Source organism: Halococcus dombrowskii (genome assembly GCF_022870485.1).
Classification (GTDB): Archaea; Halobacteriota; Halobacteria; order Halobacteriales; family Halococcaceae; genus Halococcus; species Halococcus morrhuae.
Map to the genome: position 1 here is coordinate 2,483,142 of NZ_CP095005.1, position 22,973 is coordinate 2,506,114.

Genomic DNA, 22,973 nt, shown 5'->3' on the forward strand with positions numbered 1-22,973 from the left:
GTATATCAAGACTCATCAATCATGTGGGTTTGGTATATATTCTCAGTCGATGATGACGTTCCGGTGGTCGAGACGGCCGCTGACGGCCTCGCCGAAATTCGTGATCGGGAGCCGATCAACGGCTACTGACGGTCTCGGCGAGGTCGCTCAGAACGAGCCAGACCTGTCTGACGACGATCTGGAGATCGAACCAAAACGACCGTTCATTGATATATTTCACGTCGTACTGGAGCTTTCGTTCCGGATCGTAACCTGTAACCTCGTTGATCTGTGCGAGACCCGTCAGTCCCGGTTTCACGAACCAGCGTCGACGCCACTCGATGAGGTTCGTCTCGATGTCGTCATCGAGTTCGGGACGTTCCGGACGCGGACCGACGACGCTCATGTCGCCGGCGAAAATCGACCAGAGCTGCGGGATCTCGTCGAGATGTGTCCGCCGGAGCAGTCGCCCGATGCGCGTGACACGCGGATCGACGCCGCCGGCGTCCTCCTCGCTGAGTTTCGCGCCGGTCGCCGCCTCCGCGTCGGGGATCATGCTCCGGAACTTGTAAACCTGGAACGTCTCGCCGAACTCGGCGGTTCGCTCCTGGCCATAGAAGAGCGGCCCGCCGTCATCGAGTTTGATCGCGGCGGCGATGGCGATGATGATCGGCGAGAGCGCCACCAGCCCCGCGAGCGCGAAGGCGATGTCGAACCCCCGCTTGATGATGCGATCCTGCCAGTCCCACGGGACGAGCTCGGTGTCGATGAGTTCGCCGACGCCCGTACCGCTCGTGAGCACGCTATCGGCGTGCTTGCGGTGGACCTTTGCGGTGACACCGTGGTTGTAGCAGGTGGCGAGCGCACCGAAAAAGGCCGCGCGATCCGAGCGCTCGAAGGCGAGCACCGCCGTATCGATGTCGTGCTCGATCAGCAGATCGTCGAGTCGCGAGAGACCACCCAGATGATCGATCTCGTCGAGCCGCCCGTCGAGCGCTTGCCCGCCGTCGGCGACGCCCATCGACGGACGGTTCCGATCGGCGTCGTAGCGGATCGCTGGCGCGATGTAGCCGACGATCGGGAGGTCGGTCGTCGCGAGCAGTTCACCCATCGCGTCCGGGTCGTCGCCGACCAACACCGCGCGCTCGGCGGTCGGCTCCGGCCGGCGGCGGATGGCGACGAACCACGCCGGCAGCGCGACCGAAAGCAACAGCGTCGTCACCACCAACGTCGTCCGCGGGAGTCGATAGGTGTAATCGAAATAACCGATCGCCGCGAGCGCGAGCGCGCCCATGAAAAGCCGCCGGAGCGTGAGCGAGATCGTATCGAGAATGCGCCGCGGATGGGGTTTGAACAGCGTCAACAGCGCGGCGGCCAACACCGCCAGCGCCGTCGCCATCGCCACCACCAGCGCCCCACCGGACAGTACCGTCACAGGGAGCCGATCGAGCAGTGGGATCGTCGTCACCAGTCTCTGGACGAACGGATAGTTCGCCACGGCGATCGCACAGACGACGAGAACGCTTGCGCCGAAACTGCTCGCGACGCGATATCGCCATCCGGTGTTGGGGTCCATGCTGAACGAGCGAATCGAATAAACGAGTGCCAGCAGCGGGCATAAGTATTGTGGAATGGCTGATGCAAGCGCAAACGCCATCGGTCAAAAAAGCCATCGTAGCGCCGAGAGAGCACGATTACCGAGGAAAGAATCGAGCGCCGATCCGATTGGCTCGGATGCGCCAGCGGGGAATCGAACCCCGACCGAGGGCTTGGAAGGCCCTTGTCCTACCATTAGACCACTGGCGCTCACGGGACGTATCGCCGCACCGATTAAGTTCGTTTCCCTTCGGCACGCACCACGCCGTAGCAGTTGCCCCGCTCCTCGAAGATCCGATCGGCGGCGAGCGTGCTCTCGCGCAGATCGTCCGCGAACGCCGCCGGATCGTAGATGTGGTAGTAGCGGGAGACAGTCTCGCCGCCGGGCAGTGTCCAGTCGACCGTCGTGTCGAACGCCTCGTTCTTTTCGAATCGGTCGTGTGTCGTGCTCCACGCGCTCACGAGTGCACGCCTGCCAGGAGCGAGAACACGTGCGAGTTCGTCGAGACTCGCGATACGTGCTTCGTGGGTCGGAAGGTGATGGATCGTGGCGACGTACACCGCCAATCCAACGGTCTCGGACGCGATCGGCAGGCGAGTCGCGTCGCCCTGACAGAGATCGACGGAGAATCCTTCGCGCTCGCGGCGTTCGCGTGCCGCCTCGACGACCGTCCGGCTCGCGTCGAGCCCGACGACCCGGTCGGCACGATCGGCAAGTACCGCGGCATGGCGGGCGTTGCCACAGCCGAGATCGAGACCGAGCGCGACACCGTCGCTCCGATCGACGAACCGCTCGACGGCCGGCCACGCGTGTGCGCGGGTCTTCGCGAAGTGGCCGCCGATACGGTCGTAGGTCTCGCGCACGTCGCGCCGGCTCGGATCGCCCATTGCTGAACTGGGTTCGCCGCTGGGCGGTTCAACCCATCGCTATCCGCTCGCGCCGGTGCTCGTGCGAGTATCACGCGTGTGATCGACGGTGAGTAGTCCCACACCGAACAGGAACAGCGCGATCACGCCGATCGGGATCGGCACGGGAGATGTCCGCTGCCAGAGCAGCCAGATCGCGCCCGAGAGGACGAGCGCCATGCCGAGACAGAGCGCACCCATCGCTCGCACCGGATCGAACGCCCCCACGAGCAGGCGGTCGCCAGCGACGACGAGCGCGAGCGCCAGCACAAGCGCGATGACGAGCAGCGCCGCCGCGACGAGCCAGAGCGTTTCCAGCCGAGCGAGATCGCCGCCATACTGCGAGCCGACGTCGGTGACGGGGACCGCGGTCCGCGTCATGTCGAGCGAGCGCGCGCCGAAGGAGAGCTCGACCGCGCCGAAGACGAACCGGACGACGATCGACTGGGCGAACGCGCCGTCGGAAACCGACACCGACCACGGGATCAGCGCGGCGACGAAGGCCGCGAACGCCGCGAGTTCGGGTGCACGATCCATGATATCGAATCACAGTGGTGCTACCGGTGGAGGTGGGTAAAACCCATCGGTAGTTGTGGCGAGCGAACCCATGGCGGGGAGCGAGGACACCCGGCGTTACGTTCATGACGACAGGGGACATAGGCCGAACAGAACCGAATGAGGCGCGAGAACTTCGACATTCACGTCACAAACACCGAGTGGGTTGCGGCCGGGGGTGAACCCGGCAAGCCGACGGTCGCCATCGAGTTCGATGGGCCGAACGAGGTGCTCCAGTCGCGTCTCGCCGGCACGGACGATGCCGTCGTCGATGCCGAGGAGACCGACGTCAACTACCGCTTTCATTCCGCGGAGAACGAGGGCGTGCTCTCGATCACCAACCGCATCACCGGCGATTTCGTGCTCGAACTGAACGCCGACGCGGACGGCGTCCTCGATTTCATCCGTGCGGCGCGGGCCTATGGCGAGCACACCGACGACGACGGTCGCTATCGCATCACCGTCGAGCAGGACGGCGAGCGGCTGCTTGCCCACGAGAAATCGACGTTTCTCGTCTACAACGAGGACGGCAACCTCGTCCGCCAGCACAGCCTGATCCCCGGCGGCGTCGAACTCTAAACCGCCCGACTAAATAGCCCTCCGTCCGAAAACCGTCCATGAACCTCTTCGGCACCGCGGGCATCCGCGGTAGTGCCACCGAGCGCGTCACGCCGAGCCTCGCGCTTGCGGTCGGTCGCGCAGCCGGCACGGACGCCCCGCACACCGAGTTCGTCATCGCCCGCGACGGTCGCGAGACCGGTTCGGCGCTGCTCGCGGCGCTCGAAGCCGGTCTCGAAAGCGCCGGTGCGGACGTTCGCCGCGCCGGCGTGCTCCCGACGCCGGCGCTGGCGTTCGCCTCGCGCGGGCGGCGCGGCATCATGGTCACGGCGAGTCACAACCCGCCGACGGACAACGGGCTCAAACTGTTCGCCGACGGCCAGGAGTACGGCGACGACGCCGAGGCGCGCATCGAGGAGCGCGTCGACGCCAGGGACGCACCGGCGAACTGGGACGAGTGGGGACACACCGAGCACGTCGAACCGCTCGTGGCCTATCGCACCGAGGTCGCGGACTACGCTCGCGAACACGGTGGCGGCCTCGGCGGGATGACCATCAGCGTGGACTGTGGCAACGGGATGGCCAGCCGGGCGACCCCGCAGGTGCTCTCGGCGCTCGGGGCCAACGTGACGGGCGTCAACGCGAACGTCGACGGCCACTTCCCCGCCCGCGGATCGAAGCCGACGCCGGAAACGCTCGCGGAGTTTCGGGGGTTCGTTGCCGATAGCGAGACGGAGCTCGGGTTCGCCCACGACGGCGACGCCGATCGGGTCGTCGTGCTCGACGGCGACGGCGAGATCGTCCACGAGGACACGATCGTGGCGATCCTCGCCGAGCGGTACACCCGTGCGAGCGACGTCGGCGATCCCGTCGTCGTGACGACGCCGAACGCCTCCTCGCGCATCGACGAGCGCGTCGCGGAAGCGGGTGGGCGCGTCGAACGCGTGCGACTCGGCGCGCTCCACGAGGGGATCGCGGCAGCGCGCGCAGCCGGCGACGAGGAAACGGCGGTCGTCTTCGCGGCCGAACCCTGGAAACACATCCATCCCGCACTCGGGCCCTGGATCGACGGCGTGGCGAGCGCCGCGACACTCGCCCGACTGGTCGCCGAATCGGGGCTCGACACGCTTCGCGAACCGGTCGCCGAGCGTCCCTACCGGAAGGTGAGCGTGGACTGTCCCGACGAACGCAAAGAGGCGGTGATGGACGAGCTGGCGCACAGCCTCGGCGAGACGTTCCCCGACGGCGAGCGCTCGACCGCCCACGGGGTTCGTATCGAACTCGACGACGGCTGGGTGCTCGTCCGACCCAGCGGCACCGAACCCAAGGTCAGGGTCTACGCCGAGAGCGAGCGGGTCGATGCGCTCGTCGAGCGGACGGTCGGGGCGATCGAGGCGGCACTTCCGGCGTAAACCTCCGATAGATTTAAATCATCATCGTCATTGATATGGGTAGAGTATGTCCTCTGACAGACGGCAGTTCCTCCGGGTCGCGGGTGCGGCAGGTATCGCTGGCCTTGCTGGCTGTACGAGCGGCGGTGGCGGCGGGTCAGGTGGATCGAACGATAGCGGCGGGAGCAACGGCACCGGCTCGGGCAACGGAACGAGCGGTGGCTCGGGCGGCTCCGGTGGCTCGGGCGGAAACATCGGCATGGTCTACGCCAAGGGCGGATTGGGCGACAAGTCGTTCAACGACATGGCCAACCGGGGCGTCAAACGCGCGAAGAAGGAGCTCGGCATCAGCTTCAACCAGGCCCAGCCCGAGCAGAACTCCGACTTCCCGACGTTCCAGCGCCGCTACGCACAGTCGACCGATCCGAACTACGATCTCGTCTCGTGTATCGGGTTCGCACAGGTCAGCGCGCTCTCCGACGTCGCGCCGAACTTCCCCGACCAGAGCTTCCTGCTGGTCGACGGCGTCGTCGAGGAGTCGAACGTCGCCAACTACGTCTTCAAGGAGCACCAGGGCTCCTTCCAGGTCGGCCATCTCGCCGGGCTGCTAACGACCAAGGAGATGAGCGCCGGCGGCGGCAAGACCGATCCCAGCAACGCGAAACTCGGCTTCGTCGGCGGCGAGGAGGCCCCGCTGATCAAGAAGTTCCAGGCCGGCTTCGAGAAGGGCGTCAAGCACGCGAACAGCGACGCAAGCGTCAACGTCGCCTACACCGGTTCGTTCTCCGATCCCGGTGCGGGCAAGGAGGCGGCGGTCTCGATGTACAACGACGGTGCGGACATCGTCTATCACTCCGCCGGCGCGACCGGCATCGGCGTGTTTCAGGCGGCCAGCGAGCAGAACCGCTACGCCATCGGCGTCGACTCCGACCAGTCGAAGAGCTCACCGAAGTTCTCCGACGTGATCCTCGCGAGCATGGTCAAACAGGTCGACAACGCCGTGTTCACCGCCGTCGAGAACGTCGTCAACGGGAATTTCAAGGGCGGGAGCACGAAGACGCTCGGTCTCGAAAAGGACGGCGTCGAGGTCGTCTACGGCAAACAGCTCGGCCCCGAGATCCCCAAGGAGGTCAAAGACGCACTCAAGCAATCCCGGAAGAAGATCGTCTCGGGCGATATCGAAGTGCCGAAGAAACCCGGTTCGGGCTCGTAATCGACAAGCCGTGTTCGACCACGACAGAACCCACGAGAGGGACGGACCGCAGGGCGTGGGTGACGCATGACCGACGCGGTCGTCCTGGACGATATCACCAAGCGCTTTCCGGGCGTCGTCGCCAACGACGCCGTCGACTTGACCGTGGAGACGGGCAGCGTTCACGCACTGCTCGGCGAGAACGGTGCTGGCAAATCCACGCTGATGAACGTCCTCTACGGACTCTACCAGCCCGAGGGAGGAACGATCGAACTCGACGGGGAGGTCCGGGAGTTCGACGCGCCACGCGACGCCATCGACGCCGGCGTCGGCATGATCCACCAGCACTTCATGCTCGTACCGCCGATGACCGTCGGCGAGAACGTCGTGCTCGGCAACGAACCCACCAAATGGGGCGGACTCGCGACTGACCGCTCGCGGGCGCGTGAAGCGGTCCGCGATCTCTCCGAACGCTACGGGTTCGCCGTCGATCCCGACGAACGAGTGGAGGAGATCAGCGTCGGCGAGCGCCAGCGTGTCGAGATCCTGAAGGCGCTCTACCGCGGTGCCGACCTGTTGATCCTCGACGAGCCGACGGCGGTGCTCACCCCACAGGAGGTCGAGGAGCTGTTCGACGTCTTCGAGGAACTCACCGCCGAGGGGAAGACGGTCCTGTTCATCACGCACAAACTCGGCGAAGCGATGACTGTCGCCGACGACATCACCGTCCTCCGCGACGGCGAGAACGTCGGTACCGTCGACGCCGACGAGACCAGTCGCGAACAGCTCGCCGAGATGATGGTCGGCCGCGAGGTCGTGCTCGATATCGAAACCGAGTCCGTCGAGACCGGCGGGACGGTGCTCGATGTCGACGAACTCACGGTCACCGAAGAGGGAACCGATCAGGTCCGGAACGTCGACTTCGAGATACGCGAGGGCGAGATCCTCGGCGTCGCCGGCGTCGACGGCAACGGCCAGGCCGAACTGGTCGAGGCGCTCACCGGGCTCCGATCGCCGAATGAGGGAACGGTGACGCTCGACGGCGAAAATTTGGCGGGTGTCTCGCGGCGTGGCCACATCGAGCGCGGGATGGCCTACGTGCCCGAAGATCGCCAGGAGCGTGGGCTCGTCATGGAGTTCGATCTCACCGAGAACGGCGTGCTCGGCAGTCAGCACACCCCGCCCGTCGGCGGGACACGCATCGACTGGCCGAGCGCGCGCGAGCACGCGAGCGACGTCATCGAGACCTACGACGTGCGCCCGCCGAACCCCGAGGCGGGAGCGAAGTCACTATCGGGGGGGAACCAGCAGAAGTTCCTCGTCGGCCGTGAACTGGAGCGCGATCCCGGAATGGTTGTGGCGACCCACCCGACCAGGGGCGTCGACGTCGGTTCGACGGAGTTCGTCCACGACCGGCTGCTCGCGCTCCGTGCGGCCGGCGTCGCGGTGCTTCTCATCTCGGCGAATCTCGCGGAGGTGCGCGGACTCTCCGACCGGCTCGCGGTGATGCACGACGGTGAGTTCGTCGATGTCGTCGACCCCGATACGGTGACCGAAGAGGAGCTCGGACTGCTGATGGCCGGCGAACACCTCGACGAGTCGGCGACAGCCGAGAGCGTCAGCGCCGACGGGGGTGAGCGATGAGCGCGCGCGATCGCATCGAAAGCGGGCTTCGGCGACTCGTAGCGGCGTCGTGGGCCGAGCGACTCGGACTCAGTCTCGCGGCGCTCGTGGCGTCGGTGCTCGTCGGCGGGCTGATCGTCTTCGTCTCGGGGACGGCCGCGACCTGCGAGGAACCGGCCTACGGCGTGTTCGGTCTCACATCCTGTTACAACCCGATCTCGGTCTATACCGTGCTCGTGTCGGGCGCGTTCGGCAACCTCCTCTCCGATCCGTTCAACTTCAACGTGGCGCTCACGCTCAAGGAGACCACGCTGTTGATCTTCACGGGACTGTCGGTGGCGGTGGCCTTCCGAGCCGGGCTGTTCAACATCGGTTCGCAGGGACAGTTGGTCATCGGCGGGCTAACGAGCGCCATCGCGGTGCTGGTCGCTGGACCGTTCCTGACGGGTATCGGCGGATTCTTGCTGGTACCGCTCGGCATCCTCGCCGGCGCACTCGGCGGCGCGCTCTACGGGGCGATCCCCGGCGTTCTCAAGGCCTACGCCGATGCGAACGAGGTGATCACGACGATCATGCTCAACTTCGTCGCCGCACAGTTCGCCTTCTTCATCGTGTCGGCGTATTTCGCCGCACCCGACAGCCAGTCGGTCGAAACGAGCGAGATCCCATCGGCTGCGGTGCTCGAATCGGCGCTGTTCGGCTCCGGGAGCGACTTCTCGATCGTCGCGTTCGTGGGCGGGCTGGTGCTCGTTGCCGGCCTCTACTACCTGATCAAGTACACCGCCTTCGGCTTCGATCTCCGGACGAGCGGGCTCCAGCCCGAGGCCGCACGGTTCGGCGGCGTCGACGCCAAGCGCACGATCGTGTCGAGCATGGCGCTGTCGGGAGCGTTCGCGGGCATCGGCGGCGCGGTCTGGGTGCTGATGGTGCTCGGTCGGTTCCAGACGGGCGTGCCCGCGCTCGGCTTCGACGGCATCACCGTCTCCATTCTCGCCGGCAACAACCCGCTGGGCGTGGTGCCCGCGGCGCTGCTGTTCGGCGTGCTCAAGAGCGGCTCGCTGGCCGTCCAGCTATCGACCGGAGTCCCGATCCAGCTGGTCGGCGTGCTCCGCGGGCTGATCATCCTGTTCGTGGCGATGCCGGAGTTCTTCCGGCTGCTCGGCAAGCGGTTCGTCACGACCGATCGCGAGCCGGCCGTCGCCACCGATGGCGGCGAGCGGACCCCCACAGAGCCACCATCGACCGGTGGCGACGCGGGCGACTCAGGGGGTGAACGATGAGCGTCGGACGGTTGCGATCGGCGCTAGACGGCGGCGATCTCCGGCGCGGGCTCGCCTACGGGCTGGCCGCGCTGGTGGTGCTCGCCGCCCTCTACGGTCTGGTCTTTCCCGAGACGCTCGCGGGCGACCTGCTGCGGCTGGCGACCAGCGAGAGCACGCTCGGCGCGGCGCTCCGGCTCGCGGTGCCGATCGCCTGTGCGGCCGTCGGCGGTATCTTCGCCGAGAAGGCCGGCGTGATCAACATCGGACTGGAAGGACTGTTGATCATCTCGGCGTTCACCGGCGTGTTCGTCACCGACGCGGTCGGCTCGGTGTTCTCGATTCCGGGCATCTGGGTCGGCTTCGTCGCTGGCGTGCTCGCGAGCACGCTGCTCTCGCTGCTGTTCGCGGTGGTCTGCATCAAATTCCGCGCCGATCAGATCATCGCCGGGCTCGCGGTCTGGCTCATCGCGCTCGGGCTCGCACCGTTCGCGGCGACGGTCGTCTACGGCAGCGTCAACACCGACAGCGTGGGTACACTCGGCACGTGGACGATCCCCGTGCTCTCGGAGCTGCCGTTCGTCGGCCCGGTGCTGTTCGACGCCAGCCCGACGGTCTATCTGATGTTCCTCGTCGTCGGCGGCGGCTGGTACGTGCTCAATCGGACCGCCTTCGGCCGGCACGTGCGTGCGAGCGGCGAGAACCCGAAGGCGCTCGATACCGCCGGCGTCGACGTGACGCGGGTGCGCTATCTGGCGATCACGCTCTCGGGCGTGCTCTCGGGCATCGGCGGCGTCGGCCTCTCGCTCGGCCAGGTCGGACAGTTCATCGGCAACGGCCAGACGATGGTCAACGGCAAGGGGTTCATCGCCATCGTCGCCTACCTGTTCGGCAACTACAACCCACTCGGTGCCTTCGGGGCCTCCGTCCTGTTCGCAGGGCTCGACGCGCTCCAGCTCCGCCTCCAGCAGATCCCGGCCTACGCGGTGCCGAGCTCGCTCGTCCAGACGATCCCCTACGTCACGGTGATCGTCGTCCTCGCGCTCGTCGGCCACACGCGCGTTCCCTCGGCCGCCGGCGATCACTACGAGTCCGGCGAGGACTGAACCCTCTTTTTCAGTATCGAGATCCGTTCGACGATCGGTCCCGAACGAGTGCCACGAACAGTGAGTTGATGACGACCACACCGGTACGTGAGCGATGCGCGTTCGCGACTGGCAGGACGAGGCAGAGCGTCTGCTTGACACCAATCTCAACGAGCTCGTCGCGGAAGACGGAACGGATCGCGGCTTCCAGTAAGTGTAAACCGGATCGCCGCCACCGCCCGACAATGAGCGCCGAAGCCACGATCGAGGAGTACTACGATGCGCTCCGTGCCGGCGAGCCGCTCGCAGCCTTCTTCGCCGCCGACGCACTCGTCAAGTTCGGTATCGGCGAGCGTCTGGAGGGCTCCGACGGGATCGCCGCGGGACTCCGCGAGCAGACGCGCACGACCGAGGACTGGACCGTCGAAAGCCACGATCTGCGGGTCACGGAGGAAGAGGAGTGGGCCTGGTTCGCCGACGACGTGCGGATGGCGTGGGACGACATCGAGAGCGACGAACACCACGACCATCGAACGCGGTGGAGCGGTGGACTCCGCCGGACGGACGACGACTGGCGGTTCGTCGGGATGCACGTCAGCGCGCCCGGGGACAGCTGATGGTCGGGCCGACCACGCGCGAGGAGCGACGGACGGCTTCGCGCCGGTTCAAACTCGCGTTCGTCTGCCTCGTCGGCCTCTCGGGCGGTCTCATCGCGTTGCAGGGCGGTGGGTCGCTTCTCGCCGTGTTGCTCGCGGTGCTCGCCGGTCTCGTCGTCGGGATCGTCATGGTCGCATTCGCCTTTCCGACCGGTCTTCGCGAGGATTAGTCGACACGCGCGAGCCACGTCTCGGGCGCATCGAGTTCGTCGTCGCTCGGGAGGTTTTCGGGAGCCTCCCAGACGAGGCTCGCCGTCTCGATGTCGCGCGCCTCGACGACGTGTTCGAAGAAGGCCTTGCCGCGCTCGTACTGACGGCGCTTCATGCCGAGCCCGAGCAGGCGGCGGACGAGGGCGGCGATCGGACCGCGACCGCGCCGGCGCGCCTCGACTTTCTCGCGCAGGTCCTCGTATTCGTCGTCGAACGCGCGATCCATCAGCAGTTCGGCGTAGCCCTCGACGGCGGTCATCGCGGCGTTCAGCTCGCGCATCGACTGGCGGTCGACCCGGCCGTCGCCGAGCGCGTCGACGCTTTGCTCCATTCTGGCTTCGAGGTGATCGGGCAGCCACGGTGCCGCGCCGAACTCGGCGGCGTGTGTCACCTCGTGGAAGGCGATCCAGCGGCGGAAGCGCTCCTCGGCAACGTCGAGTTCGTCGGCGACGCGGGCGATGTTCGGCTGGACGAAATACAGCGCGTGCGACTCGGTCGGCGATTCGGCGAGCAGGAGGGGATCGTACTGGCCGAGCACGTTGTTGGCGAGGAAGGCGAGCGCGACGCTCATCGAACCGGTGTTGAGCACGCGTGCGAATCCGGCCAGCCCGGGGCCGGTCGTTTCGAGCGTTCCCAGTACGCGCTCGAAGGTGGCCGTGTTGGCGTCGATCCAATGGTGGCGGTTCTGCACCTCGATGGTGTCCGGCACGTCGAAGTCGACGCCCGCGACCTCGCTGACGCGTGTGCGCGCGTCGCGGACGTCCCGTGCGTAGCCGTCGCGTTCCGCCGCCGAAAGCGAGAGTTCGCCAGGATCGACGGCGGCCGTTGCGGCCTCGGTGACGGCTCTCCAGTCGATGAGGCCGTCGCCGGAGGCCGTCGTGATTGCACGAACGCTATCGGAGAGGGTCACGGGAGAAACGACGTACCGACCGGTCAAAGCGCTTTGCCTTACAGCTCTTCGAACTCGTTCTCGAACTCGTCGTCACCGCCGAGATAGCGCCGGACGAGCATGACGACGCCGGCGAGCACGAGCAGTTTGAGCAACGTCCGCGTCTTGCTGCGACCGCCCGACTCGTCGTCCTCGTCGGCGACGGTCTCGTCGATCTCGACGACGGCACCGTGCTCGTCCTCGTCTCCTTCGCCGACCTGTACCGTGTTGCCGCCGTCGGCGCTGGCCTCGGTCGAACTCGCCTCCGTCGAACCCACCTCGGACGAATCCGATTCGCTGCCGAAGTCGGTCTCGGCGAACGACGACTGCTCGTCGTCGGTTTCGCCGAAGCCGAGTCGGTCGCGGACGAGATCGCCGACGTCCGACGTGAGCTCCAGATCGCTCGTGAACTCGTTGTCCTCGGCGTGCAGGTGGAGTTCGAGCAGGGTCAAGTTGTCTGCCATGCCGACGAGTTCGCTGCGAGCCACCTTATTCGTTTGGGCTTCGAGTGCCGGCAGCGTGGCGGGAACTTCATCAGCCTCGAAGCAGTACGGCGACCGTGAACGACCGACAACGTACGTTTCTGGATGAACTGCTCACGACGCCGAGCCCGTCGGGTTTCGAGACCCGCGGCCAGCGCGTCTGGATCGACTACGTGAGCGAGTTCGCGGATGAAGTGCGAACCGATTCGTACGGCAACGCCATCGCCGTCCTGGAAGGAGCGAGCGATGCACCGACCGTCGCGCTGACCGGCCACGCCGACGAGATCGGGTTCGTCGTGCGCGACATCGACGGTGAGGGGTTCATCAGGATCGGAGCCATCGGCGGTGCCGACAAGACCGTCTCGCGCGGCCAACACGTCACGATCCACGCCGCCGACGACCCGATCGAGGGCGTCATCGGCCAGACGGCGATCCACCTCCGCGATGACCACGAGACTGCCGAGATCGAGGACCAACACGTCGACATCGGCGTCGCGGACGAGGAGCGCGCACGAGAACTGATCGCGGTCGGCGATCCGATCACGATCGAGAGCACGATCAGCGAGCTCGACGACAGCCGGCTCGCCGCCCGTGGCATGGACAACCGTATCGGCACGTGGGCCGCCGCCGAGGGGCTACGCCGCGCAAGCGAGGCCGATGTCGACGCGACGGTCTACGCCGTGAGCACCGTCCAGGAGGAAGTCGGCCTGCAGGGGGCGAAGATGATCGGTTTCGAGCTCGCGCCCGACGCGGCGATCGTCGTCGACGTCACCCACGCGACCGACGATCCAGGGACGCCCGGCAACCGCAGTACGGGCGTCGAACTCGGCGACGGACCGGTCATTGCCCGCGGTGGGGCGAACCACCTCGCTCTGGTCGACGCGCTGCGCGAGAGCGCGGACGCGGCCGACATCGCGACCCAGCTCCAGGCGACGGGTTCGCGGACGGGCACCGACGCCGACGCCATCTTCACCGAGCGCGGCGGCATTCCGTCGCTCAATCTCGGCTTGCCGAACCGCTACATGCACACCCCCGTCGAGGTCATCGACACCGACGATCTCGACGCGCTTGCCGACCTGCTCGGCGCGTTCGCGGCCGATGTCGAGGCCGACGACACGTTCGCCGTCGAGATATAGGGCCGTACGCCGGTCGGTACGTTTAAGAGCGCAACCCGGCGAGTGGGCCGTATGAGTGGACGCCCCCTCGACGTACTCGAAGCGAACCTCGGCGACGGCGTCGCCGTCCGGCTGAAGGACGGCGCGACCTACACGGGCGAGCTCGGCGGCTACGACCAGCATCTGAACGTCGTGCTCGAGCCCACCGGTGACGACTCCGATTCGGGGACCAGCGAGGACGGAACGACGGAGACGGTCGAGAGCACAACGATTATCCGCGGCGACAACGTCGTCTCGATAACACCATGACATCCGGCGGAACGTCGTCCCAAGGGAAGAAGAACAAGACCGTTCACGTGAAATGTCGCCGCTGTGGCGAGGCCTCCTACCACAAGACGAAGAAGGTCTGTTCGTCCTGTGGCTTCGGGAAGTCCGCCAAACGGCGCGACTACGAGTGGCAGGAGAAAGCCGGCGAGTAATGGACGAGAAGTGCGGCGTCGTCGGCGTCTCACTTTCCGACCGCGCCGCCGCCCGCCCCCTTTACTACGCGCTGTACGCCCTCCAGCACCGCGGTCAGGAGTCGGCGGGCATCATCACCCACGACGGCTTCCAGCAGCACTCCCACGTCGAGATGGGGCTGGTCGGCGACGCCTTCGATCCCGACGACATCGCCGAACTCAACGGGTCGAACGGGATCGGTCACGTCCGCTATCCGACCGCCGGCAGCGTCGATACCGCCTGCGCACAGCCGTTCTCGGTCTCGTTCAAGAGCGGCTCGCTCGGCCTCTCGCACAACGGCAACCTCGTCAATGCGGGTGCGCTCCGCGATGAGCTCGCCGGAATGGGCCACGCCTTCACCTCCGATGGCGACACCGAGGTCATCGCCCACGACCTCGCGCGCAACCTCCTCGACGCGGATCTCGTGACCGCCGTCGAGGAGACGATGGCCACGGTCCACGGCTCGTACTCGCTGGCGGTGATGCACGACGACCGCGTGCTCGGGCTCAGGGATCCGCAAGGGAATCGACCGCTCTGTCTCGGCGAGCTCGACGACGGCTACGTGCTCGCCAGCGAGAGCGCCGCCATCGATGCGCTCGACGGCGAGCTCATCAGGGACGTGGAACCGGGCGAACTGGTCGTGCTCGATCCCGACGGCACGGGCTACGAGAGCCACCGACTCACCGACCCCGACAACACCGCGCGCTGTTTCTTCGAACACGTCTACTTCGCCAGACCCGACTCGACCGTCGACGGCAAGCTCGTTTACGAGGCGCGCCGCGAGCTCGGCCGCGGACTCTGGGCCGAGAACGGCATCGACACCGACGTCGTGATGCCCGTCCCCGACTCGGGACGGGCCTTCGCCTCGGGCTACGCCGAGGCCGCCAACGAGGACGACGGCAGCGTCGAGTTCGCCGAGGGACTGATGAAAAACCGGTACGTCGGCCGTACGTTCATCATGCCGAGCCAGGACGAGCGCGAGCGCGCCGTCCGGCTCAAACTCAACCCGATCAAATCGACCGTCGAGGGCAAGACCGTCACGCTCATCGACGATTCGATCGTCCGCGGGACGACCTCGACACAACTGGTCGAACTGCTCCACGACGTCGGTGCCGCGGAGGTCCATCTCCGCATCGGCTCGCCGCCAATCGTCGCGCCCTGCTACATGGGCATCGACATGGCGAGTCGCGACGAGCTCATCGCCGCCGGGAAGACCGTCGAGGAGGTCCGGGAGGTGATCGGTGCCGACAGCCTCGGCTATCTCTCGCCCGCATCGATCGCCGACGCGCTCGACACGGCGCGCGAGGACCTCTGTATGGGCTGTGTAACCGGCGAGTACCCCTACGATATCGACGGCGAGGAAACCGACCGCGCCGTCAGCCGACCGGTCATCGGCGACTGATCAGTAGACGTCTTCGAGAAACGACCGGATGGCCGCGGTCGCCGCCTCCGGGTTTTCCGTGTTCGAGCTGTGGCCAGCCTTGGGAATCAGTTCCTGGCGAGCGTTCGGAAGTGCGTCGAGCATCGATTCGGTGCGTTCGGGTTCGAGCGAGACGTCCTCCGCGCCGTGGACCGAGAGCACGGGCACGTCGATGGCCGACAGTTCGCCGGTGAAATCCGGCCGATCGAGCCACGAGTGCATCTCCCGATAGAACCCCTCCGGCGGGTAGGTCCGCCAGCGCTCGGTCCAGTGCTCGACGAGACCGGGATTTTCCTCCAGCGTCGTCGCGCCGAACAGCTGGTTTTTCGCGACGTCGACCAGATGATCGGCGAACGCACCGTCCGCGCGGATCTGTGCGGCCATCTGTCGGTACTGCTCGCGCTCCTCGTCAGTGTGGGGTTCGGCGATGGCGTCGATGAGGACGACACCCGCCAACTGCTCGGGATAGCGCTTGGCAAAGCGCAGCGCCATGAACCCGCCCATCGACATCCCACAGAGGACGAACGTGTCGATATCGAGCGCGTCGGTCAGGGCGTCGGCGTCATCGGCCAGATCGTAGAGATCGTACTCGGTCGCGCACTGGTCGGTGCGCGCCCGGAGATCGTAGGCCACCGTCCGGTAATCGTCGCTGAGGGCGTCGATCTGCGGGTCGTACATCGTCCGATCCATCAGTGTCCCGTGCGCGAAGACGATCGCCGGCCCTTCGCCACGATCGGTCACGACCGTCTCCGGGCGCAGTCGGTATCGCTCGGTCGCCGTCTCGCTCGATTCAGGCATGACAATGACACGGCTGCGGGCGGCTTATAGCTAGGCGCGTGTGCTCCGGGGACGTGCAATCGTCCGACAGGGAGCGGTGAGATGGAAGCGCTTTTATTGGGCCGGGCGATACCAACGACTCGCGCGTGGGTAGCCAAGCTAGGCCAACGGCGCAGCGTTGAGGGCGCTGTCCTGTAGAGGTCCGCCGGTTCAAATCCGGTCCCACGCATCCACCTTTTGCTGCGCTTCGCTCGCTAGCGCTCGCTTCGCTGGCAAAATCTGGACCAAAAGCCAGCGTCACCCCCTTCGGGGGTTCCTCGGCCCGCTCACTCGCTGCGCTCGTTCGCGGTTCGATACCTATAGCAACCGCAGACCGCACAGCACCACAGAAGCCCTCATTCGCTCCCTCCGGAAGAGCGAAGCTCTTCCGTGCTCTCGTTCGCCTTCGGCTCACGAGAACTCCGGTCCGCTCGTTCGCCCTTCATCCGCCAGGAGAGCATACTCGCCTGAGCCTCGGCTCGTTCCACTCGCCGAGACACCAAGACCGCAAGCCGCACAGCACCACCACAGCCGCAGCAGCCGTCTCAAACATCGCGTTCGACGACAAATCGGGTGAAATCGGCGAGGTTTTCGGCGGGTTCGTCGGCGAGATCGAGTTCGGCGAGATGGTCGCGTGCCTCGGCGGCGATATCGAGGGCGCACTCGCGGGCGTAGGCGACGCTGTCGGTTTCCTCGAAGATGGCGATGACCTCGGCGATTTCCTCGGTGCTGTTCTCGTCGGCCCAGAGCAGTTCTTCGAGTCTGGCGGCACGCTCGGGGTCGGCCTCGCGGGCGGCGTGGATCGCCATCAGCGTCTTCTTGCCTTCGCGGACGTCGTTGCCGACCCCTTTGCCGAACGCGCCGCCGGCCTCGGTGGCGGTCTCGACGTCCAGGATGTCGTCGCCGATCTGGAAGGCGATCGACATCAGTTCGGCGTAGCGTGCGGCGTGATGTTCGACCTCCTCGGGCTGGTCGGTGAGGATCGTGGCCAGCCGGGCGACGATGCGCCCGAGACAGCCGGTCTTGCACGCACACATTTCGAGATACTGTTTCTCGGAGATCTCGATTGCCTGCTGGTTGTGCCAGTGGATGTCCATCCCCTGACCGAGATGCGTCCGATTCAGCTCGTGCATCAGCATCTCGTAGATCGCGAGGCGCGTCTCGGCCGCGAGGTCGGCGGGATCGCGCGAGACGATTTTGAGCGGAAAGAAGTACATCGCGTTGCCGGCGTTGAGTGCGACGTCGGTTCCGAACTCGTGGTGGAGCGCCGATTCGCCGCGGCGCATCGTCGCACCGTCCTCGACGTCGTCGACGATGATCGTCCCGTTGTGGAGAATTTCCGGAATGCAGGCGTAGGGCAGATAGTCGTGCGGGTCGGCACCGAACCCCTCGATGAGCAGACAGCAGACGACCGCACGCCAGCGCTTGCCACCGCGATCGAGCAGCGCCCAGACGGGATCGGAGAGTGCGTGCTGGATCGCCGTCGCGTCGTAGTCGTAGGTCGGTGGGCCGAAGAACGACGTCGCGTAGTCGGCACCGGTCTCGCGTGGCAGCAGCCGCTCGATCTCCTCGTCGATGACCGGCCGCCACGCCGCGAGCACGTCGCGCATACACCGAACGGGTCGGGGACGAGCTAAAAAGGCTCGCTCTCACCCGCGAAGACGAAACGCTTAGCACGCGCTCGCCGGCAGCTATCCCATGCACGACTGGATCGGCGAGACGTTCACGAGCGACGCTGGTTGGAACCACCTCGAAACGCTCGTCGACATCGGCAACCGCATGGCCGGCAGCGAGGGCGAGCGCTGGGCCGCCGAAGCCACTCGCGACGCACTCGCCGACGCCGGCGCGCGGAACGCACGACTGGAGCAGTTCGATATCCAGGGCTGGACGCGCGGCGAGAGCACGATCCGCACAAATGATGCCGACGCCGCCTGCATCGCACTCCCGCGAAGCCCGAGCGCGGACGTGACGGGTGAACTCGTCGATCTCGGCTACGGTCTCCCCGAGGATTTCACTGATCACGACATCGAGGGCGAGATCGTGATGGTCGCGAGCGACGTGCCCGACCACCACGACCGGTTCGTCCATCGCAGCGAGAAGTACCACCGCGCGGTCGCTGGCGGGGCAGCGGCGTTCGTCTTCCGCAATCACGTTCCCGGCCAGCTCCCACCCACGGGGAGCGTCGCTGGTGCCGACGGCCCGATCGGCGAGATCCCGGCCGTCGGCGTCTCGAAGGAGATCGGCACGCGCCTCGGTCGGCGATACGACCGAAAGCAGGTGAGCGTCGAAGTCGAGGCCGATATTCACGACGCGACGAGTCAGAACGTTCACGCCGAGCTCGGATCGCAGAGCGACGAACGAGTACTCGTGACGAGCCACGTCGACGCCCACGACATCGCTGAGGGCGCGATGGACAACGGCGCGGGCACGGCGATTGTCGTCGAACTCGCCCGTGCGCTCGCCGAGCGGGAGGACGAGCTCGATACCACGGTAGAATTTGTCGCGTTCGGTGCCGAGGAGGTCGGGCTGTGTGGCTCGGAGTATCTGGCCGCGGAGACCGATCTCGATTCGGTGAAGGCGATCCTCAACAACGACGGCGTCGTCGCTGGGCGCACGCTGGCGCTGCTGACGCACGGTTTCGACAAACTGGCGACGGTCGCCGAGGGGGTCGGCGAGCGCTTCGATCACCCGATGAAGACGGTGCCGAAACAGGGCCCCCACAGCGATCACTGGCCGTTCGTCCGCTGGGGCGTGCCGAGCTATCACGTCAAAAGCGACACAGGGCCGGACCGCGGCTGGGGCCACACCCACGCCGACACGCTCGACAAACTCGACTCGCGCACGTTCCGCGAGCAGGCGATCCTCCTCACCGAACTCGCCGTCTCGCTCGCCGACGACGAATTCACGGTTTCCCGCGCCGACCCCGACGAGATCGCGGCCGCGCTCGAAGCCGAAGGCGAGGCCGCCGGGATGAAAGTCACCGGCGAGTGGCCGTACTGAGGGAGATACAGCAGGCTCATTCCGCTGCGCGCGAAGAACCGATATGACTGATCTGCGATCGACCTACATCGAGAACCGGGAGATGGTCCAGCCCAACCACGCGAACAACCTCCAGAGCGTCCACGGTGGCAACGTGATGAAGTGGATGGACGAGATCGGCGCGATGAGCGCGATGCGGTTCGCGGGCAACTCCTGTGTCACAGCACGGATCAATCAGGTCGACTTCGAGCGCCCCATCCGTGTGGGCGACGTCGCGCTCATCGAATCCTACGTCTATCAGGCCGGCCGGACGAGCGTCCACGTGCGCCTCCAGACCTACCGCGAGGACATCACCAGCGGGGAGCGCGAGAAGACCACCGACTCGTACTTCGTCTACGTCGCCATCGACGAGGACGGAAATCCGACGCCGGTGCCCGAGCTCACCGTCGATTCCGAGGAAGGAAAGCGCCTCCAGGACGCCGCGCTCGACGAGAAGGACGGATAGCACGGGAACCCGGCGGTCCATCCCGACAGGGGTAAGGAAGGCCAGTTCGTCCACGTCGTAATGAGCGATTCGACGGCGACGACGGACGAGGGAAGCGTCCGCGTCGTCGGGACGGCCCACGTCTCCCCCGAGAGCGTCGGCGAGGTCGAGCGCACCATCGCCGAGGAGCGCCCGGACGTCGTGGCGGTCGAACTCGACGAGGGTCGCTTTCGCCAGCTCAAGGGCGAACAGCCCGACGATCTGTCTGCGGGCGATCTCCTCCGCGGCAACACGGTCTTTCAGTTTCTCGCCTACTGGATGCTCTCCTATGTGCAGACCCGCCTCGGCGACGAGTTCGACATCAATCCCGGGGCGGACATGCTCGCAGCCGTCGAAACCGCAGAGGAGTTCGGCTCGAACGTCGCGCTCGTCGATCGCGACATCCAGATGACGATCCAGCGGTTCTGGGCACGGATGACCGCCGGCGAGAAACTCAGCATGCTGTTGAGCCTCCCGCTCGGGTTCGCCTCGCCGCTTGCGGTCGGCATGGGGATCGGGATCGCGCTCGGAGCCTTCCTCGCCATCCCGATCGAGGCGTTCGTCGGCCCGCTCGTACTGCCGGCGACGGCCGCCGTTCCCGGACTCGTCGTCGCGGTGGCTGACTTCCTGGCGGTGGCGATCCTCTCCGGGCTCGTCCTCGGAACAATCCTCACCGCGGCGTTCGTCTGGAGCGTCCCCGAGGAAGAGGAGGCCGAGGAGTTCGACATCGAGGACATGACCGATACCGATGTTGTGAGCACCATGCTCGAAGAATTTCGTGCCTTCTCGCCAGGCGGCGCGGAGGCACTTATCGACGAACGGGACGCGTTCATCGCCCACCGGCTGGTGGCGCTCCGCGAGCAGGGCCATCGGGTCGTCGCGGTCGTCGGTGCCGGCCATCGCGAGGGCATCGAACGCTACCTCCGCGAGCCGGGGGCGCTCCCGCCGATGGACTCGCTGGTCGGCCACGAGAGCGGCCGACGGTTCTCGCCGTACAAACTCGTCGGCTACCTGTTCACGCTCGGCTTTCTCGTCTTCTTCATCCTGCTGGCGATGGCCGGCGCGCGCAACGGCTTCCTTCTCAAACTGTTCGGCGCGTGGTTTCTCGTCAACGGCGTCTTCGCCACCGTGCTCGCCAGACTCGGCGGCGCACACTGGACGAGCGCGCTCGTCGGCGGCGCGGTCGCGTGGCTCACGAGCGTCAACCCACTGCTGGCCCCGGGCTGGTTCGCCGGCTACGTCGAACTCCGCTATCTCGACGTCAACGTCGGCGACATCAACACCCTGAACGAGATCCTGAGCGACGAGGAAAGCCCGCTCGGCGAACTCTGGGAGCGTCTCCGTGAGGTCGCCCTCTTCCGACTCATCGCGATCGTCGCGCTCACCAACGTCGGCTCCATCGTGGCGAGCTTCCTGTTCGCGGCCATCGTCCTCCCGATACTCGCGGCGGGCGTCGGCGGCGTCGACGGCGTCGTCGACCTGATGATACAGGGAGCCGAGAACAGCGCCGACCTCATCTGGGGGGCGCTCACGTGAGATTCGGCCGGCGCGAACTCGCCGATCTCGCGATCGCGTGGATCGCATTGGGGGTAGCGTTCGCGCTCTTTTTCACCCCGCCGCTTCGGCAGATCCTTCTCGCCGGCGACGTCGATCTGCTGCTGTCGGGACCCGTCTTCCGCTCGTTCGCGCTCAGCATGCTCACCGCCGGCATCGGCTTTCTCCTCCACGAACTCGCGCACAAACTCGTCGCCCAGCGGTTCGGCCAGGTCGCCCAGTTCCGGGCCGACTACGGCATGCTCTTCCTGGCCGTGGCGAGCGCTTTCGCCGGCTTCCTGTTCGCCGCACCCGGCGCGGTCTACCACCGCGGGCGCATCACGAAGCGACAGAACGGGCTCATCGCGCTCGCCGGCCCGGTGACGAACCTCGCTCTCGCGCTCGGGTTCGCGGCGCTCGCGCTGTTCGCCACCGGCTTCCTCGGCACGGTCGGCACGTTCGGCGTCGGCATCAACCTTCTCCTGGCCGGATTCAACATGCTCCCGTTCGGACCACTCGACGGGCGCACGGTGCTCTCCTGGAGCGTCGTCGTCTTCGCGATCGCCTTCGTCGTGAGCGCCGGTTCGGCGGTCGCGGTCTTCCTGACGTTCGGTATCGGCCTCTGAGCCGACGAGCCGCTCGCCCCCTCACCGACGGGCTTTTGTCCGCCTCCGCCGGCGCTTTCGCCATGACCGACGACGCGGACGAGGGACTCACGTACGCTGGGGCGGGCGTCGATATCGGCGCGAGCGAGGCCGCGACGGCGGCGCTCGTGGGGGCGGTTGACGACGAGGACGGCGAGGGTGACTACGCCGGACTGATCGACATCGGTGGCCAGTATCTCGCGCTCGCGACCGACGGCGTCGGCACCAAACTGCTCGTCGCCGAGGCCGTCGACGACTACTCCACGGTGGGCATCGACTGCATCGCGATGAACGCCAACGACCTCGTGGCCGCCGGAGTCGAGCCGGTGGCGTTCGTCGACTACCTCGCAGTCGACGAGCCCGACGAAGGGACCGCCGCCGAACTCGGTGCAGGGCTCGCGACGGGGGCCGAACGCGCGGACGTGGCGCTGGTCGGCGGCGAGACCGCAGTTATGCCGGAGGTGATCCGCGGGCTCGACATCGCCGGAACCTGTGCGGGGCTCGCCGACGAAAGCGATCTCTTCGCAGAGGCAGAGGTTGGCGACGCACTCGTCGGCATCCCCTCCTCGGGTATCCACTCGAACGGGCTGACGCTCGCGCGCGAGGCCGCGACACGCGCGGGAAGCTACGACGACCCGTTCCCCGATTCCGAGAAGACGGTCGGCGAGGTCCTTCTCGAACCCACCAGAATCTACACCGGGCTCCCACTGCACGCCCACGACACGCACGCTGCGGCTCACGTCACCGGCGGTGGCTGGACCAATCTTGAGCGAATGGGTCCCCACCGCTACGAGATCACGGACCCGCTCCCCATCCCATCGGTCTTCGAGTTCGTCGCCGACCAGGGAGGAGTGGCGGACGAGGAGCTCTATCGAACCTTCAACATGGGGATGGGGTTCGTCGCGGCGCTCGCCCCCGACGACGCCGCCGCGCTCGCCGACGCGACGGACGGGGAAGTCGTCGGTCGCGTCACCGAGGGGACGGGCGTCGCCATCAACGGACTAGAACTCGACTGAACGACGGAG

24 protein-coding genes and 2 tRNA genes are annotated in these 22,973 nt (G+C 66.5%); 18 read left to right on the forward strand and 8 right to left on the reverse strand.

Translation table 11 applies throughout. The annotated features are described in order from the left end of the window. Positions 1 to 115: 115 nt before the first annotated feature. The 4 genes from MUK72_RS12890 to MUK72_RS12905 form a co-directional block, all read right to left on the reverse strand. Complete coding sequence (locus tag MUK72_RS12890) at positions 116 to 1,555, reverse strand: sugar transferase (RefSeq protein WP_244701580.1); 1,440 nt, start codon at positions 1,553 to 1,555, stop codon at positions 116 to 118. A 159-nt stretch (positions 1,556 to 1,714) separates the two neighbouring features. After that, positions 1,715 to 1,785, reverse strand: a tRNA-Gly gene (locus tag MUK72_RS12895). 24 nt (positions 1,786 to 1,809) lie between these two features. Then, positions 1,810 to 2,463: a class I SAM-dependent methyltransferase gene (locus MUK72_RS12900; protein ID WP_244701583.1), complete on the reverse strand. Its 654-nt coding sequence runs from the start codon at positions 2,461 to 2,463 to the stop codon at positions 1,810 to 1,812. A gap of 39 nt (positions 2,464 to 2,502) precedes the next feature. Further along, positions 2,503 to 3,018: a DUF7549 family protein gene (locus MUK72_RS12905; RefSeq protein WP_244701586.1), complete on the reverse strand. Its 516-nt coding sequence runs from the start codon at positions 3,016 to 3,018 to the stop codon at positions 2,503 to 2,505. 138 nt (positions 3,019 to 3,156) lie between these two features. Between MUK72_RS12905 and MUK72_RS12910 the strand changes: the two genes are divergently transcribed. From MUK72_RS12910 to MUK72_RS12945, 8 genes are all read left to right on the forward strand, one after another. Beyond that, positions 3,157 to 3,615: a DUF5793 family protein gene (locus MUK72_RS12910; RefSeq protein WP_244701587.1), complete on the forward strand. Its 459-nt coding sequence runs from the start codon at positions 3,157 to 3,159 to the stop codon at positions 3,613 to 3,615. Between the two features lie 38 nt (positions 3,616 to 3,653). Then, positions 3,654 to 5,006 carry a phosphohexomutase domain-containing protein gene (locus MUK72_RS12915; protein WP_244701588.1) on the forward strand — a complete coding sequence of 451 codons (1,353 nt, stop codon included), beginning with the start codon at positions 3,654 to 3,656 and terminating at the stop codon, positions 5,004 to 5,006. 46 nt (positions 5,007 to 5,052) lie between these two features. After that, positions 5,053 to 6,198 (forward strand): BMP family lipoprotein, encoded by a 1,146-nt coding sequence (locus MUK72_RS12920; protein WP_244701590.1) that lies wholly within the window; start codon positions 5,053 to 5,055, stop codon positions 6,196 to 6,198. Between the two features lie 66 nt (positions 6,199 to 6,264). Then, the gene (locus tag MUK72_RS12925) at positions 6,265 to 7,821 is read left to right on the forward strand and encodes an ABC transporter ATP-binding protein (protein WP_244701592.1); all 1,557 of its coding nucleotides are present in this window, start codon (positions 6,265 to 6,267) and stop codon (positions 7,819 to 7,821) included. After that, the gene (locus tag MUK72_RS12930; RefSeq protein ID WP_244701594.1) at positions 7,818 to 9,080 is read left to right on the forward strand and encodes an ABC transporter permease; all 1,263 of its coding nucleotides are present in this window, start codon (positions 7,818 to 7,820) and stop codon (positions 9,078 to 9,080) included. The genes MUK72_RS12925 and MUK72_RS12930 overlap by 4 nt, the downstream gene beginning before the upstream one ends. Then, entirely contained in the window at positions 9,077 to 10,165 is a 1,089-nt protein-coding gene (locus MUK72_RS12935; RefSeq protein WP_244701596.1) for an ABC transporter permease, read from the forward strand. The genes MUK72_RS12930 and MUK72_RS12935 overlap by 4 nt, the downstream gene beginning before the upstream one ends. Positions 10,166 to 10,389: 224 nt before the next feature. After that, positions 10,390 to 10,761, forward strand: a complete 372-nt coding sequence (locus MUK72_RS12940; protein ID WP_244701598.1) for a nuclear transport factor 2 family protein — start codon at positions 10,390 to 10,392, stop codon at positions 10,759 to 10,761. Further along, complete coding sequence (locus MUK72_RS12945; protein WP_004055575.1) at positions 10,761 to 10,970, forward strand: hypothetical protein; 210 nt, start codon at positions 10,761 to 10,763, stop codon at positions 10,968 to 10,970. The genes MUK72_RS12940 and MUK72_RS12945 overlap by 1 nt, the downstream gene beginning before the upstream one ends. Here the strand turns inward: MUK72_RS12945 and MUK72_RS12950 are convergent. Both MUK72_RS12950 and MUK72_RS12955 read right to left on the reverse strand, forming a co-directional pair. Continuing rightward, positions 10,967 to 11,920 carry a zinc-dependent metalloprotease gene (locus MUK72_RS12950; RefSeq protein ID WP_244701600.1) on the reverse strand — a complete coding sequence of 318 codons (954 nt, stop codon included), beginning with the start codon at positions 11,918 to 11,920 and terminating at the stop codon, positions 10,967 to 10,969. The genes MUK72_RS12945 and MUK72_RS12950 overlap by 4 nt on opposite strands. A gap of 38 nt (positions 11,921 to 11,958) precedes the next feature. Then, a complete protein-coding gene (locus MUK72_RS12955; protein WP_244701602.1) occupies positions 11,959 to 12,402 on the reverse strand; it encodes a hypothetical protein in 444 nt (147 codons plus the stop codon). Positions 12,403 to 12,497: 95 nt separating this feature from the next. On the opposite strand from MUK72_RS12955, the gene MUK72_RS12960 reads away from it, so the two are divergent. Genes MUK72_RS12960 through purF form a run of 4 tightly spaced genes read left to right on the forward strand, consistent with a single transcriptional unit; the run spans position 12,498 to position 15,435 of the window. Continuing rightward, positions 12,498 to 13,556, forward strand: coding sequence for a M20/M25/M40 family metallo-hydrolase (locus MUK72_RS12960; RefSeq protein ID WP_244701604.1), 1,059 nt, complete (start codon positions 12,498 to 12,500; stop codon positions 13,554 to 13,556). Between the two features lie 51 nt (positions 13,557 to 13,607). After that, complete coding sequence (locus MUK72_RS12965) at positions 13,608 to 13,844, forward strand: LSM domain-containing protein (RefSeq protein ID WP_244701606.1); 237 nt, start codon at positions 13,608 to 13,610, stop codon at positions 13,842 to 13,844. Then, positions 13,841 to 14,014, forward strand: a complete 174-nt coding sequence (locus MUK72_RS12970; protein WP_004055580.1) for a 50S ribosomal protein L37e — start codon at positions 13,841 to 13,843, stop codon at positions 14,012 to 14,014. The genes MUK72_RS12965 and MUK72_RS12970 overlap by 4 nt, the downstream gene beginning before the upstream one ends. After that, on the forward strand, positions 14,014 to 15,435 hold the full coding sequence (gene purF / locus MUK72_RS12975) for an amidophosphoribosyltransferase (RefSeq protein ID WP_244701608.1): 1,422 nt from the start codon (positions 14,014 to 14,016) through the stop codon (positions 15,433 to 15,435). The genes MUK72_RS12970 and purF overlap by 1 nt, the downstream gene beginning before the upstream one ends. Here purF and MUK72_RS12980 read toward each other — a convergent pair whose 3' ends face one another. After that, positions 15,436 to 16,251: an alpha/beta fold hydrolase gene (locus tag MUK72_RS12980; protein ID WP_244701609.1), complete on the reverse strand. Its 816-nt coding sequence runs from the start codon at positions 16,249 to 16,251 to the stop codon at positions 15,436 to 15,438. Positions 16,252 to 16,374: 123 nt separating this feature from the next. Here MUK72_RS12980 and MUK72_RS12985 point away from each other — a divergent pair. Beyond that, positions 16,375 to 16,459, forward strand: a tRNA-Leu gene (locus MUK72_RS12985). A 355-nt stretch (positions 16,460 to 16,814) separates the two neighbouring features. Here the strand turns inward: MUK72_RS12985 and MUK72_RS12990 are convergent. Then, positions 16,815 to 17,879: a polyprenyl synthetase family protein gene (locus tag MUK72_RS12990; RefSeq protein WP_244701611.1), complete on the reverse strand. Its 1,065-nt coding sequence runs from the start codon at positions 17,877 to 17,879 to the stop codon at positions 16,815 to 16,817. A gap of 88 nt (positions 17,880 to 17,967) precedes the next feature. Between MUK72_RS12990 and MUK72_RS12995 the strand changes: the two genes are divergently transcribed. The 5 genes from MUK72_RS12995 (at position 17,968) to purM (ending at position 22,964) form a co-directional block, all read left to right on the forward strand. Then, entirely contained in the window at positions 17,968 to 19,269 is a 1,302-nt protein-coding gene (locus MUK72_RS12995) for a M28 family peptidase (protein WP_244701613.1), read from the forward strand. A 43-nt stretch (positions 19,270 to 19,312) separates the two neighbouring features. Beyond that, positions 19,313 to 19,753 (forward strand): acyl-CoA thioesterase, encoded by a 441-nt coding sequence (locus MUK72_RS13000; RefSeq protein WP_244701615.1) that lies wholly within the window; start codon positions 19,313 to 19,315, stop codon positions 19,751 to 19,753. Positions 19,754 to 19,813: 60 nt separating this feature from the next. Then, positions 19,814 to 21,307, forward strand: coding sequence for a TraB/GumN family protein (locus tag MUK72_RS13005; protein WP_244701617.1), 1,494 nt, complete (start codon positions 19,814 to 19,816; stop codon positions 21,305 to 21,307). Further along, on the forward strand, positions 21,304 to 21,930 hold the full coding sequence (locus MUK72_RS13010) for a zinc metalloprotease (protein WP_244701620.1): 627 nt from the start codon (positions 21,304 to 21,306) through the stop codon (positions 21,928 to 21,930). The genes MUK72_RS13005 and MUK72_RS13010 overlap by 4 nt, the downstream gene beginning before the upstream one ends. A gap of 62 nt (positions 21,931 to 21,992) precedes the next feature. After that, positions 21,993 to 22,964 carry a phosphoribosylformylglycinamidine cyclo-ligase gene (gene purM / locus MUK72_RS13015; RefSeq protein ID WP_244701623.1) on the forward strand — a complete coding sequence of 324 codons (972 nt, stop codon included), beginning with the start codon at positions 21,993 to 21,995 and terminating at the stop codon, positions 22,962 to 22,964. The last annotated feature ends 9 nt before the right edge of the window (positions 22,965 to 22,973 follow it).